This is a genomic window from Streptomyces sp. LUP30, assembly GCF_001746365.1.
Classification (GTDB): domain Bacteria; phylum Actinomycetota; class Actinomycetes; order Streptomycetales; family Streptomycetaceae; genus Streptomyces.
In genome coordinates this window covers 421,812-434,620 of record NZ_MJAJ01000001.1, presented here as the reverse complement: position 1 = coordinate 434,620, position 12,809 = coordinate 421,812, and the positions used below count along the sequence as shown (strand labels likewise).

15 protein-coding genes are annotated in these 12,809 nt (G+C 69.8%); 12 read left to right on the top strand and 3 right to left on the bottom strand.

The window, feature by feature from the left end; genetic code table 11:
- The first annotated feature begins 6 nt into the window (after positions 1–6).
- From BG482_RS01940 to BG482_RS01915, 6 genes are all read left to right on the top strand, one after another.
- Positions 7–540 (top strand): MauE/DoxX family redox-associated membrane protein, encoded by a 534-nt coding sequence (locus BG482_RS01940; RefSeq protein ID WP_069767012.1) that lies wholly within the window; start codon positions 7–9, stop codon positions 538–540.
- Positions 541–545: 5 nt separating this feature from the next.
- Entirely contained in the window at positions 546–1,100 is a 555-nt protein-coding gene (locus BG482_RS01935; RefSeq protein ID WP_069767011.1) for a hypothetical protein, read from the top strand.
- A gap of 5 nt (positions 1,101–1,105) precedes the next feature.
- Positions 1,106–2,956 (top strand): ABC transporter ATP-binding protein, encoded by a 1,851-nt coding sequence (locus BG482_RS01930; protein ID WP_069767010.1) that lies wholly within the window; start codon positions 1,106–1,108, stop codon positions 2,954–2,956.
- Positions 2,953–3,510 (top strand): S26 family signal peptidase, encoded by a 558-nt coding sequence (locus BG482_RS01925; protein ID WP_069767009.1) that lies wholly within the window; start codon positions 2,953–2,955, stop codon positions 3,508–3,510. The genes BG482_RS01930 and BG482_RS01925 overlap by 4 nt, the downstream gene beginning before the upstream one ends.
- A 77-nt stretch (positions 3,511–3,587) precedes the next feature.
- Complete coding sequence (locus BG482_RS01920; protein ID WP_141746526.1) at positions 3,588–3,794, top strand: hypothetical protein; 207 nt, start codon at positions 3,588–3,590, stop codon at positions 3,792–3,794.
- A gap of 397 nt (positions 3,795–4,191) precedes the next feature.
- Positions 4,192–5,082, top strand: a complete 891-nt coding sequence (locus BG482_RS01915) for a neutral zinc metallopeptidase (RefSeq protein ID WP_069767007.1) — start codon at positions 4,192–4,194, stop codon at positions 5,080–5,082.
- A gap of 187 nt (positions 5,083–5,269) precedes the next feature.
- Here the strand turns inward: BG482_RS01915 and BG482_RS01910 are convergent, their stop codons facing one another.
- Entirely contained in the window at positions 5,270–5,617 is a 348-nt protein-coding gene (locus BG482_RS01910; protein WP_069767006.1) for a deoxyxylulose-5-phosphate synthase, read from the bottom strand.
- A gap of 240 nt (positions 5,618–5,857) precedes the next feature.
- Here BG482_RS01910 and BG482_RS01905 point away from each other — a divergent pair, with 240 nt between their 5' ends.
- From BG482_RS01905 to BG482_RS01895, 3 genes are all read left to right on the top strand, one after another.
- Complete coding sequence (locus BG482_RS01905; protein WP_069767005.1) at positions 5,858–6,697, top strand: MerR family transcriptional regulator; 840 nt, start codon at positions 5,858–5,860, stop codon at positions 6,695–6,697.
- A gap of 256 nt (positions 6,698–6,953) precedes the next feature.
- Positions 6,954–7,511 (top strand): 1,4-alpha-glucan branching protein, encoded by a 558-nt coding sequence (locus tag BG482_RS01900; protein ID WP_069767004.1) that lies wholly within the window; start codon positions 6,954–6,956, stop codon positions 7,509–7,511.
- A gap of 343 nt (positions 7,512–7,854) precedes the next feature.
- A complete protein-coding gene (locus tag BG482_RS01895) occupies positions 7,855–8,460 on the top strand; it encodes a hypothetical protein (RefSeq protein ID WP_069767003.1) in 606 nt (201 codons plus the stop codon).
- A gap of 189 nt (positions 8,461–8,649) precedes the next feature.
- Here the strand turns inward: BG482_RS01895 and BG482_RS01890 are convergent, their stop codons facing one another.
- Positions 8,650–9,543: a LysR family transcriptional regulator gene (locus BG482_RS01890; RefSeq protein WP_069767002.1), complete on the bottom strand. Its 894-nt coding sequence runs from the start codon at positions 9,541–9,543 to the stop codon at positions 8,650–8,652.
- A 149-nt stretch (positions 9,544–9,692) separates the two neighbouring features.
- Here BG482_RS01890 and BG482_RS01885 point away from each other — a divergent pair, with 149 nt between their 5' ends.
- The 3 genes from BG482_RS01885 to BG482_RS01875 all read left to right on the top strand — a co-directional run bounded on the left by BG482_RS01885 (position 9,693) and on the right by BG482_RS01875 (position 12,094).
- Positions 9,693–10,523: a 3'(2'),5'-bisphosphate nucleotidase CysQ gene (locus BG482_RS01885; RefSeq protein WP_069767001.1), complete on the top strand. Its 831-nt coding sequence runs from the start codon at positions 9,693–9,695 to the stop codon at positions 10,521–10,523.
- A 45-nt stretch (positions 10,524–10,568) separates the two neighbouring features.
- Complete coding sequence (locus BG482_RS01880; RefSeq protein WP_069767000.1) at positions 10,569–11,165, top strand: NADPH-dependent F420 reductase; 597 nt, start codon at positions 10,569–10,571, stop codon at positions 11,163–11,165.
- A 500-nt stretch (positions 11,166–11,665) separates the two neighbouring features.
- Positions 11,666–12,094 carry a hypothetical protein gene (locus BG482_RS01875; protein ID WP_069766999.1) on the top strand — a complete coding sequence of 143 codons (429 nt, stop codon included), beginning with the start codon at positions 11,666–11,668 and terminating at the stop codon, positions 12,092–12,094.
- Between the two features lie 178 nt (positions 12,095–12,272).
- On the opposite strand, the gene BG482_RS01870 is transcribed toward BG482_RS01875, so the two are convergent.
- A complete protein-coding gene (locus BG482_RS01870; RefSeq protein ID WP_069766998.1) occupies positions 12,273–12,719 on the bottom strand; it encodes a DUF1772 domain-containing protein in 447 nt (148 codons plus the stop codon).
- Positions 12,720–12,809: the final 90 nt, after the last annotated feature.

The window sequence follows — 12,809 nt, the reverse complement described above, 5'->3', positions numbered from 1 at the left end:
CCCTCCATGGCCCATGTTCTCATTTCCTGTCGTGCCTTCATCACCCTCGTGTTCGTGCTCTCCGTGGCGGGCAAGGTCAAAGGCCGGCACGCATTTCGCGGATTCACCGATTCGGTAGGGGCGTTGGCTCCTCGCCTTCCCGCAGGGCCTGCCGCGGTGTCGGTGATCACCGCAGAAGCACTGACCGTCGTCCTGCTCGCGCTGCCTATGACGCCTCTTGCCGGATTCGTCCTTGCCACCGGACTGCTGAGCGCCTTCTCCGTGGCGATCGGTGCGAGTGTGCGGCGCGGCGAGCAGGTCGCATGCCGCTGCTTCGGCGCGGCCTCCACCGCTCCTGTGGGCCCCGCGCATCTGATCAGGAACGCGTTCCTGCTGGCCGGTTCGCTGGCAGGCCTGCTCTGCGAGCTGATGGCGGGCGGGGATGCCGTGGGGATCGCGGGCGTGACCACCTCGTTCGTGTTCGGTGCCGCGGCCGCCGGCGTGACGCTGCTCACCGACGACATCTCCCGGCTGTTCCGGCCGCTCCGGCAAGAAGGGTAAGAACCATGTCGTACGTCATCGCACTGACGGCTCTGTTCGGGGCTCTGTGCGTGCTGAACATCATGCTCACCGTGGGGGTCCTGCGGCGGCTGCGCGAGATCGAGGAGCGGACCGCCTACAGCGGACTGGATCTGACGCCGGGTCCCCTCGACGTGATGCTGGCGGTGGGCGAGCAGGTGGGCGAGTTCACCACCGTCACCACCGAGGGCGAGCATCTCTCCGACGCCTTCCTGTCGGACGGCCACACGGTGGTCGGCATCTTCGCGCACGGCTGCGGCAAGTGCGACGAGCGGCTGCCGGAGTTCGTCTCGTTCGTCCGGGCGCACGGAATCTCCCGCGAGCGGGTGCTGGCCCTGATGGTGGGGACGCCCGAGCAGGTCGAGGCGAAGCGGGCGCTCGCCGAACCCGTGTCCACCGTGGTGATCGAGGAACTGGACGGTCCGGTGTCCCTGGCTCTGGCCGCACGGGTGTACCCGGCGCTCGCGGTGATCGGACCGGACAAGGTGGTCCGGGCGACGGGTTCACTGATCAGGCACGTGTCGTCCTTGGTGGACGCGTGACGACAATGCAGGGAATCCTCAAGGCGCTGAGGCTGACCTGGCGTGCCTCACGCGGGGGAACCTGCGTGCTGGCGCTGCTCACCCTCGTGAGCGCCGTGACTCCGGTGGCCGCCGCCTGGCTGACCAAGTCGCTTCTGGATCTCCTCGCCCACGGAGGTGGAGCGCAACGCGGCCAGGTCGTTCTCCTGGCGGCAGGCCTGGCCGCCGCGGGGCTGTTCACCGGCTGCCTGCCCCAGCTGCTCATGTACGCCAACAAGGAGTTCGAGCGGGCCGTGGGCCTGCTGGCGCAGCAACAGCTCTACGAGGCGACCGGCCGGCTCGTGGGGCTGGCCCGGTTCGAGGACCCGGCGTTCGTGGACCGCTTCCGGCTCGCGCAGCAGCACGGCGGCGCCACTCCCGGCGTCCTGGTGGCCACCGTACTGTCCGTGGTGCGCGCGGTGGCCATGGCCGGCGGATTTCTGGGCTCGCTGCTGCTGCTGGCCTGGTGGCTGCCTGCGGTCGTCGTCGTGTCCGTCGTGCCCGTGCTGGCATCGGAGATGTGGCTCGCCAAGCGCCGGGTGAACGCCTACTGGCAGATCGGCCCGACGGAACGACGCGAGATCTTCTACCGGGAACTGCTGACGAACCTTCAGGCCGCCAAGGAGATAAGGCTGTTCGACATCGGCGGCCGGCTCTGTGCGCGGATGACGGGGGAGAGGGTCAAGGCCAACTCCGTCCGGGCCAGGCTCGACCGGCAGGAGCTGGCGGCTCAGACACTGGCAGGTCTCGTCACCGCGAGCAGCGCGGGCGCGGCTGTCATCTGGGCGGTGCTCGCGGCGCTGGGCGGACGGATCTCCCTGGGCGACGTATCGCTCATGATGGCGTCCGTGGCCGGAGTCCAGTCCGCGGGCTCCGGGCTCATGCGGGACATCGCCAAGTCCCATCAGCAATTGCTCATGTTCCGGCACTACCTGTCCATCGTCGATGGCGCACCGGATCTTCCGGTGGCGCAGAAGCCGACGCCGGTTCCCCCGCTGTCCTCGGGCATCGAGTTCCGGGATGTGTGGTTCCGCTACTCACCCGAACATCCCTGGGCGCTGCGGGGCGTCAGTTTCCGCGTCGGCCACGGGCGTTGCCTCGCACTGGTCGGACGCAACGGAGCGGGCAAGAGCACGATCGTGAAGCTGCTCTGCCGCATGTACGACCCCGAGCGGGGCGCGGTCCTCTGGGACGGCGTGGACCTGCGGGAACTGGACCCGACGGAGCTTCGGCGCCGGATCGGCGCGGTGTTCCAGGACTACATGACGTACGACCTGAGCGCCTACGAGAACATCGCGCTGGGCGATCTGCCCCACGCGTCGCCCGAGCGGGTGACGGAGGCGGCGCAGCGGTCGGGCGCAGACACCTTCGTCCGGGAACTGCCGCGCGGGTACGACACCTTGCTGTCCCGGATCTTCTTCCAGGGCGACGAGGAGGACGGAGACGGCGACCGGGGTGTGACGCTGTCGGGCGGCCAGTGGCAGCGGCTGGCCATTGCGCGGGCATATCTGCGCGGGCGCCAGGATCTGCTGATCCTGGACGAACCCAGCTCCGGTCTGGACGCCGAGACAGAGGCCAGGATCCATCGTCAGTTGCGTGAGTACCGCGGAAGCCGCACGAGCGTACTGATATCGCACCGGCTGGGATCGGTGCGGGAGGCGGACGAGCTGCTGGTCGTCGACGACGGTGAGGTGGCCGAGCAGGGCACGCACGACGAGCTGATCGCGCACGGAGGGCTGTACGCGGGGATGTTCGCGGCGCAGGCCGAGGGCTACCGGTCCAGCACCGTAGGGCCGGTCGGGAACGCCCCGGGGCCGCCCGTGGAGGCGAGGCGGTGACCTGGCTCATCGCTGCGGCGGCGATGACCGTGGTGCTCCTTGCCGCCGCTCGGGCGACGCTGACCTGGGTCCGCCGGGCCGTCGTTCTGGTGCTGGTGCACGGCCGGAGCATGAGTCCGGCCTATCTGCCGGGTGACTGGGTGGTGGGCCGGCGTGTGGCGGCGGCGCGGCTGCGCCGCGGCGACGTGGTGATCGTCGACATGCCGCCGACCGGTCGGGCACCTGAGGGCCACACCCTGCTGGGCCGGCTGACGATCAAGCGGGTCGCGGCCCTGCCGGGCGATGCCCTGCCCGCAGGCGTGCTGGGCGGGGGGCCGGGCGCACCGGTGCCTGCCGGTCATGTGGTCGTCCTGGGTGACAACCAGGCCCTGAGCACGGACTCCCGGCATCACGGGCCGGTGCCGTCGGCGTGGGTCGTCGGCAGGGCGGTGCGCAAGGCGCATTTGCCTGGGATGAGGACGGTCCAACCGCGGGACGCGACTCGCAAGCGCCGTTCTGGTGCCGTCGAGCACCGCTCCGGTGCCGGAAACGAGCCTGCCGCGCCATCTGACTGAACGCCGGGGTTGCCAGTTCACCCATCGAATCACAGCCCTCGTCCGTTCCCCTTCGAGCCCGTGGATATGCTCGCGCCATGCGACGACAGGGACGAATGGCCAAGGTGGCTCTCTGGCTGGTGGTTTGGGCCGTGTTCACCGTCGTCATGCGCTATGCCACCGGCTTCGCGGGCACCTACAAGGGCTGGTCGACCACCGCGGTGACCTCCGCTCTGGTGGTGGCCTCCTGGTGCCTGGTCCCGTGGTGGCGGTCCCGCAGGGAGCGCAAAACCACAGCGCAGTAGCCAGACGACGAGCTCGGAGCGCCGGAACCGGTCAAGTGCGCATCCGGATGGACGAATTGTGGGCGACGGCGGGCGGGTCGGATGGATGGGCCGACGCGGTGGATTTTGGCAGCGCAACGCGTTGGTACGGGTTGACGGCCGCTCTGCGGGCCGAGCCGGTGCCGGGCGGCCGCTCCGCGGGCCGGGCGAGGTGTGGGCGGCGGTAGGCACGGACGATCTTCTGGGGACGGTCGCGGAGGCGGGTTCTTCGCCGGACGGGACGGCGGACCGCGCGGCGTGACGGACGGGATCGCCCCCCCGCGTCGCACACTGGCGACGCCTCGCAGGGCACCGGGGACGGCAAACGGGGTACAAGGAGCAGCGACCTGGCAACGACATACGGCAAAGGCGGCGCCTCATGCAGTTCGACGACAACGCCCGTCTGGACACCTCCGAGGTGCAGGACGTGCGCGGCAGTCGGATCCCCGGTGGCGGTGCGACCATCGGCGGCGGAATCGTCGGCCTCGTCGTACTGGTCGTGGGACTCGTGCTCGGCATCGGCCCCGACCAGCTGGGCCTCTCCTCCGGTGGCGACCAGTCGGCGCCGGCCTCGTCCTCGCTCGCCCGGGTCGAACAGGCCTGCCGCACCGGACAGGACGCCAACACCAAGGACGACTGCCGCATCGTGGCGGTGGTCAACAGCGTTCAGGACTACTGGACACAGGAGTCGGCCCGCGGCCAGGTCGCTTACACGAAGGCGTCGACGGTGCTCTTCAGCCGGCAGGTGAACACGGCGTGCGGCAACGCCACATCTGAGGTGGGGCCCTTCTACTGCCCCGGCGACCAGACGGTGTACCTCGACCTCGGCTTCTTCGACGAGCTGCGGACGAAGTTCGGAGCGACCGGCGGGCCCTTCGCGCAAGCCTACGTGGTGGCACACGAGTACGGGCACCATGTCCAGGACCTCCAGGGGACGCTGGGCAGGTCCCAGAACGGGCTGACCGGCGCCGACAGCGCCTCGGTCAAGACGGAACTGCAGGCCGACTGCTACGCCGGTGTGTGGGCGCACCACGCGACGACGGTCAAGGACGAATCCACAGGCAGGCCACTGATCACCAGCCTCACGGACGCGGACGTCAAGGACGGACTGGACGCGGCCGCGGCTGTCGGCGACGACCGCATCCAGGAGGAGTTCCAGGGGCGGGTGACCCCCGACACCTGGACCCACGGCTCGTCCGAGCAGCGGCAGCAGTGGTTCGGCGTCGGTTACCGCACCGGAGACATGGCCCGGTGCGACACCTTCCGCTGAGCGCCCCTCGGAGCCCGTGAGGCGGCGATCACGTCCCGCTCCCGATCGTCGTGGCACACCCGGCGAGGCGCCGGTCACCTGATTCCCCACCTCCCGGCCGGGGGTGCACTGCTCATCGAGGGCGGGAGGCAGGGTGCCCACGAACGACCGGTGCCGGCTCCTGTCTCCTCATGCACCCCGGCCCCTGTCAGCCGCGGGGCGGGCCGGAGGGCAGGTCGTACCGTACGAGCGACCGCGCGAACGGCTCACCGCTGCGCCGGGCATACGTCATCCGCTCGCGCACCTCCCGCAGAGTGCGCGGACGGTAACCGGGCCCGCAGCAGCAGCTCTTGTGGAAGCGGACACCGGCGTGCAGCAGAACGGACAGCGTCCGCCAGGCCGCGGTGTCCCGGCGGCGGGGTGGGGCGAAGGCGGAGCCCACGTGGATCAGCGGTCGCGTACAGCGGGGACAGATCCGCTCCCTGCCCTTGTCGTAGGGCTGCTTGTACGAGGCCCGGCAGGGCAGGCAGACATACGAGGTCTTCGCGTGAGCCATGTCAGCAGAGTAGGCCCCGTTCGTGCGGAACTCGACGGGATTTCGACACCGTGGGTGTCAACCGGTCGCCTCGGTCACACTCCGGTTCCTCCAGCCCGGAGCTGGTGCATCCTGGCCCGTTTCGCGATGTCCTGCACAAGCCATGAGGGTCCGCACCCGACGGAAGGCGCCGGCTGCGTGCCGTGCCGCACGCACTTCGCTCCTTGACCTTGCAGCCGCCATAACGCTGAAGATGAAGCCATGTTGTCGATTGGTGATTTCAGCGAAATGTGCAATCTGCCGCCGCAGACCTTGAGGTACTACCACTCGGAGGGTCTGCTCGTTCCGGCGGACGTCGATGAGCGGACCGGCTATCGCTCGTACACGTTCACGCAGGTCGAGCAGGCCATGCTGATCACTGTCCTGCGCGGCACCGGGATGAGCGTGAAGCTGGTGAGCCGTGCCCTCGACGAGCCGGAGACGGCTCTCGACCTGCTGCGGCAGCATACGCGGGAGGTGCAGCGGCAGCGGCGGGCCCAGGACGAGGCGATCGACGACGCGCGGGAGTTCTTCACGTCGCCTCCCGAGGTGAGCCTGCGCCGGGTGGACCGGATGACCGTGGTGTCCAAGCCGGTGCCGAGGCCGTCGGCCGGGGGCGAACCGTTCGACTGGGCCGCTGCCGACGCCGCTGTAGCTGCGACTGTCGACGACGTGGTCAAGGCAGTGGAGTCGTCCGGAGCCGTGGTGTCGGGGAGGCCGTGGCGGACCCTGGCGGTCGAGTCCGCGGAGCAGAGGAGCCGGACACTTGCCGGTGAGGGACCGCACTGGCTGGTGAAGCTTCCCGTCACGGTGGACGAGGGAGCGTCGTCGTTGCCGCGCGGTGTCGAGGTGCAGACCTTCGAGGCCCGGGACGAACTGTCGATATTCATGCCGGGCAGGAGTTCCATGGCCAAGTACGCCACCGCGCTCTCACGTCTGTTCACCCACCCCCTCGACGCCGCCTACGTCGACGTCTCCCGCCTGCGCCAGGTGCTGCACGACGACGGCGTCGAAACGGCCGCGGCGATCCGCAGGCTCGACGAGCCGAGCGTGCCCAGGTGATCGGGGCGTGGGGGAGGCGTGGTCGCGTCCCGGCTACCCTCCATGCGCGAAGGGCTGCCGCAGGCGCGGCTCTCCACGATGCCGGGCCGGCACGTCGAGGCGCTCGGCCACCTGGGCCACGCTGCATTCCAGACCGTCCGCTCGTCCGTGCACAGGCCGCTCGTCGGCAGGACCGCGAACCGTCCGCACCCCGCCGCCATGCACACGACGTCGGGGTGCAAGCATCGTGGCCCGAGCGTTGATCTGAGGAGTCGCAGTGGCTGTCATCCACCACACCACGATGAGTCCCACCAAGCTGGAGCTGCTCACCGAGTGGTTGCCGAGCCAGCCCTGGTATCAGGGAGGACCGGAGGCCGAACTCACGAAGGCCGGCGGCTTCCGTCTGGACGATCCGGACGGGGAGGTCGGCATCGAGTTCATGATCGTCACGGATGCCTCGGCGGACTCGCCGTGCACCTACCTGGTGCCGCTGACCTATCGTGGGGCTCCGCTCGACGGCGTGGACGACGCGCTGATCGGGACGTCCGAGCACGGCGTCCTCGGGACGCGGTGGATCTACGACGGCGTGCACGACCCGGTGCTTGTCGCATGCCTGACCGGCCTGCTCCGCGGCGAGATCGTCGCCCAGGCGCAGAGCGAGAGCGACACCCTGGAGCCGTCCGTGCGGGTGCGCGTCGCAGACCTTGCAACCGTGGTGCCCGCGGTCCACCGGGTGCTCCCTTCTCCCGTGTCCGCGGACGTGCCCGGAACGGTCGTCGCGTCCTGGCAGCGCCCGGACGGAACGCGCGCTGAGGGCGTCGTCGCCTCCGCCTAGTGCAGCGCTGCGTTAATCCTTCGGGGGCGCATGCGGCTTTGAGTGGGCCGCGCCGTCGTAGGTCCAGCGGTGGGAGGCCGGGGCGTGGGCTCGGTGGCCGGCGTCGGTGGGTGTGCCTTCGCGGCGTCGGTGACGGCTTTTCGTTTCCCGCGGGCTCCACCGGGCCGTCACCGCGCCGCCGCAGCGGGGCGGTTGCGCGTCAAAGACGTCCCCTCGGGGGTAGCAGTGGAAGAGTCGAGTTCCACGTACGGCCGATCGCCCGCTCAGGCCTCGCGCCTGAGCCGCCTCCACCTGCCTTCAACCACGCCCACCTCGATGCTTCCGACGGAACAGGAGCACGCCCATGCGCCTTTACGCCCAGACCCCGACGCGTCGGAGGCGTCAGGTACTCGCGGACCTGATCGCCGTCGCGTTGATCGCGGCCGCGGTGAAGTTCGCTCTGGCCGTGCACGACGCGATCACCCTGCTGGCCGAGCCGGGAAAGAAGGCGCAGAGCGCGGGCGACGGCCTCGCCGCCGGCCTCGACGACGCCGGTGACGCGGCCTCGAAAGTGCCCTTCGTCGGGGACTCGTTGAAGAAGCCGCTCCGGTCCGCCGCGCAAGCGGGCAACAGCCTCTCCGACGCCGGACAGTCCCTGCAGGACACCGTGGGTCGCGCGGCAACCCTGACCGCAGTGGCGCTGGTCGTCCTCGCGACGGCCTTCGTGCTGGCGCTGTGGCTGCCCCCACGCCTGCGCTGGATCCGCCGCGCCGCCACCACCCGACGCCTCTTCGACGAACCCGGTGGCGCCGACCTGCTCGCGCTGCGCGCTCTCACCGGACCGCAGCGTGAGCTCGCCGCAGTTCCCGCCCCGCCGGGTGGGCTCGCCGACGCCTGGCGCCGGGGGGACCAGCAGGTCATCTCCGACTTGTCCAAAGTCGCCCTCGGGCGGGAGGGCCTGCGGCCCTGACGGGCGTGACAGGTGTGACGGGTGTGACGGGCTGGACGGGAACTCTCCCACCACGCGCCGGGAGCCGGGAGCCGACAAAGGCTGCCGCTGTACGCCCCCTCCCGGTCCTTGTCGCTGTTTCGCCGTGATGGTCGCGTGGACCGTGGGCGTATGGGTGAAGCGGATGCACGGCGCCGACTTCGACGCTTCTCAGATGGCCAGTGCGGTCCGTGCCAGCCCGCGCAGCCAGGCGTGGGCGTGGTCGGTGTCGTAGCGCTGATGCCACGACAGGTATATGGGCGCCGACGGCAATTCGAGGGGGAGGGGGAGGACGACCAGGCCGAGGTCGGCGACCGCTGACCGCGTGGTGGCTTCGGGGACGCTGATCAGGATGTCGGAGTCACGCGCGAACTCCAGCGCGGCGGCTTCCGTCGGCGCGGTCGCCACCACGCGGCGGGTGAGGCCGAGCCGGGCGAGGGCGTCGTCGATGCCGTTCGTGAGGTTTCCTCGTCGCGAGACGGTGACGTGCTCGGCGGCGGCGTACTGCTGTGGGGTGACGGTCTTGACGCGGGTGAGGGGGTGCCCCTGCCTTGCGACGATGACGAGGCGGGTCTCGCCCACGTTCTCGGCGTGGACGTCCGGTGTGCTGGGGCGGTTGGCGTTCGCCTCCAGGTCGACCTCGCCGCGCCGCAGTTCGGGGGTGTCGGTGCTCGATTCCGCGACGAAGCGCAAGCGCACGCCCGGGGCCTGTTCGCGCACGGCGGTGAGCAGCGCGGGGCCGCTCAGGGCGACCAGGGAATCGTGCCAGCGGAGGGTGAACGTGCGCTCCAGCGTCGTCAGATCGAGTTCACGGCTCGGCGCCAGCACCCCCTGAACCTGATGCAGCAGCTCATGCACCTGTTCCCGGACGGCGATCGCATACGGCGTCGGGGTCATCGTGCGGCCGGTGCGCACCAGGATCTGATCCCCGGTCGTGCGCCGAATCCGGCCCAGGCTCCGGCTCATCGCGGGGGCGGTGACATGCAGGCGGGCAGCCGCTCCGGTCACGCTGCCCTCCTCCAGCAGCGCGTCGAGCGCGGCGAGCAGGTTCAAATCCAATTGCATGTGAGTAATCCTAGCCGTGCCTTACATGCATTTGAAGTTAATCGCCGGGATGCATACCGTTGAGGCGAAAGCGCAGGAAAACGCAGGCAGCAATGGGCAGTTCGGCCCTCGACCGGCCTCGCCACCCCTTCTCAGACGGGAGCACCACCATGTCCGAAACGCTTCAGACCACCGACGTCGCCCTCTCCGACGCCGAGCTGCTCGCCGAGACCGTGACCGCTGTGCGTGAGGCGGGTTCGGCGCTGCGCGAGCGTTTCGGCGAGGTGGTCCGCTACCAGAGCCGCGAAGAGCTGATGCGCGCGCTCGCCGTCAACGACGACACGGCCCTCGACATCCTGCGCCCCCGCCTCACACGCCTGCGCCCCGACGCCGGCTGGGTGGAGGACGAACTGGACGGCGGCGCGCTGCCGGCCGGCGAGTGGTGGGTCGTGGACCCGGCCGAAGGCAACGTCAACCATCTGCACGCCCTGCCGGAGTGGGCGGTGACCGCCACCCTCGTGCGGGAGAACCAGCCGGTGCTCACCGTGGTCCACCTGCCGTTGACCGGGGAGACCTACACCGCGCTCACCGGCGCGGGCGCCCACCTCGACGGCCGGCCGCTGCACGTCTCCCGGACCGCGGACCTCGGCCTGAGCATCGTGGCCACCAGCCAGGCCCGGCCGGACGAGGACGAAGAAGTCGTGCGGCGCGTCGGCTCCTCGATCACCGCGATGCTCTTCGACGCGCTCGTCGTCCGCGTCGCCGTGCCCGCGACCCTGCATCTGCTGAACGTGGCCGCCGGCCGCATCGACGCCTTCTGGCAGTTCGCCGGCGCCCGCGCGGACCTGCTTCCCGGAGCGCTGCTCGTCACCGAGGCCGGCGGACGGATCTCCGACGCCGAGGGCCGCCCCTGGACCCCGGAAAGCCACAGCTTCCTGGCTGCCGCGCCCGACGTCCACGCCCGGGCCGTATCCACGCTCTCGCCCACGCTCTCGCGCTGACCGCGCACCACGCCCCACAACCCCCGGAAGGACCAGAACATCACCATGACCACGATCGCAGTTCTCGGAAACGGCCGTGTCGGCGGCAACCTGGCCGCAGCACTCACCCGGGCAGGACACGAAGTGACCGTGGCCGACCGCGCGCCCGGCGCCACCGCCGACGCCGCCCGGACGGCCCGGATCGTCATCAACGCCACCCCTGGTGCCGGCTCGCTCGACCGGCTCGCCGCTCTGCGCGAGGAACTCCGGGACAAGATCCTCGTCGACGTCTCCAACGCCACCACCGACGGACCGGACGGACTGCCCGCCGATCTGATCTACCCCGGCTCGAGCCTCGCCGAGCAACTCCAGGAATCGCTCCCCGAAACGCGCGTCGTCAAGACGCTCAACACCATGCTCTTCCCCGTGATGACCTCGCCGGCCACGCTCTCCCAGACACCGACCGTGTTCCTCTCCGGCGAGGACCCCCAGGCCAAGCAGACCGTCCACGAACTGCTCACCGACCTCGGCTGGCAAAAGGAATGGATCACCGACCTCGGCGGGATCCAGACCGCCCGCGCCACGGAAGCCGCGATCCTGTTCGTACCGCACGTCATCCGCTCCACCGGATTCACCCCCTTCGCGATCTCGATAGCCCGCTGACTGCCGGGCTGCGCCGGCCGGACGCACACCCATGAGGCTGCTCGTGACCAGGTCGGCCGAGGTGTGTGGCCGAGGCGTGTGGGGGAGTCCGGCGAGGAGGGGGCAGGGGCTCCAGTGAATGCCGTGCGTCGTCGGGCATCGCGGGCCGGGTGTCGGCGGGGGAGCGGTCGTCCTCACCGAGCCTGTCGGTGAAGAGGGCGCCGATCCGGTAGGGGAGCCGGGTCCCCCTGGAGCCCGAGCGGCCGGCCGTCGAAGCGGAGGGCCGCGTGCGACCTCCTGAGGCAGACGGGCCCGTCGCTGACGATGCCGAGCCGGGAGTGGTTCATCCGGCAGGATGCGGCATTCCTCACGAAGCAGGGCCGCACCATCTGATGCCGGAATCACTCAAAGCTCACGTAGCATCCAGATCGACCGGAACAACTGACGCAGCTGCCCGCTTAGTTGGAGATTCTCCGCATCTTGACCGAGGGCACCTGTGCAAGGGGGAAGGAACACATCAGATGACGTCATCCACTTTCCGACGACGCCTCGCCGGAACCGCAGCAACCGCTCTTCTGATCGGAGCCGGGGCCGTGGCGGCCGCGCCTTCAGCAGCGGCCAAGGCGAACCTGCTGACCATCAACACGGTGTCGCAGCACACTCCAGGTCTGCAGGTGAAGGTCACCTACTCCTGTGACGTCGGCATGGACCACGAACTCGTGGCCAACGCGACGACGCTCAACCACAGCGCTCACGACCAGTCCATCGCTGCGGGCACCGTCAAGAAGGACAAGCTGGTCTGCGACTACAACGACCATGTCGCGCTGGTCACCCTGCGTGCGGCCGCCGGCTCGCACTTCGACAAGGGAGACAAAGTGAAGGTCACCGTCTTCTACTTCGACAATGACGGGTTCAGGTACGGCGACGCGGACATGGTGGCCGTCCTCTAGGACGGGTTCGTCCCGGCAGGCGACATCCGGCCGAAGACCGGCATGTCGCCGACCGGGCGCCACCGTATCCGCCGGCAGCTGTCTCGCCGGATGCCGGGAGCTCAGCGGCCCGCTCCCCTGCACGGGGGCAGGGGAGCGGGGGAGCGTACGCCGCCGTGCGCACGGCCGGTCCGCGGACTCAGGCGAGGGCGGTGACGAGCAGGGTGAAGGCGGCGATGATGACGGCGACGCGGATGTAGTGGAAGCGTTCCCAGCGCTGCAGCTGCTCCTGCCAGTCCTCGGGCCGGTTCTCGGGGGTCCACGTCTTGTTCCGGTTGTTGATGGGGACCAGCAGCAGGATCGACATGACCACGCTGAGGAGCAGCAGTGCGCCGGCGGCGACGACAAGGCCGGTGCCGTCGTGGTGCCGTCCGGCGATGCCCCAGACCGCGACGAGGACGAGCGAGCCGATGTACCAGACCGGCATCACGGCGCCGAGCATCCGGCCCCCGTGGGCATGGCCGAGCTGGCGGCTTTCCTCCGGGAGTGCGTTGAGGATCCGGTTCATGACGAAGGCGACGGCGAACTCCACCCCCACCATCACGCCGACGATCACAGTGGTCACGACCTCGAGTGCGTTGAACATGACTCCCCCTCTTCGAATATAGCGTTGCTAGCTGTTGAGGCAACGCTAGTACGACTGCCGCTTGATTGTCTAGCGGTGCTAGGATCGAAC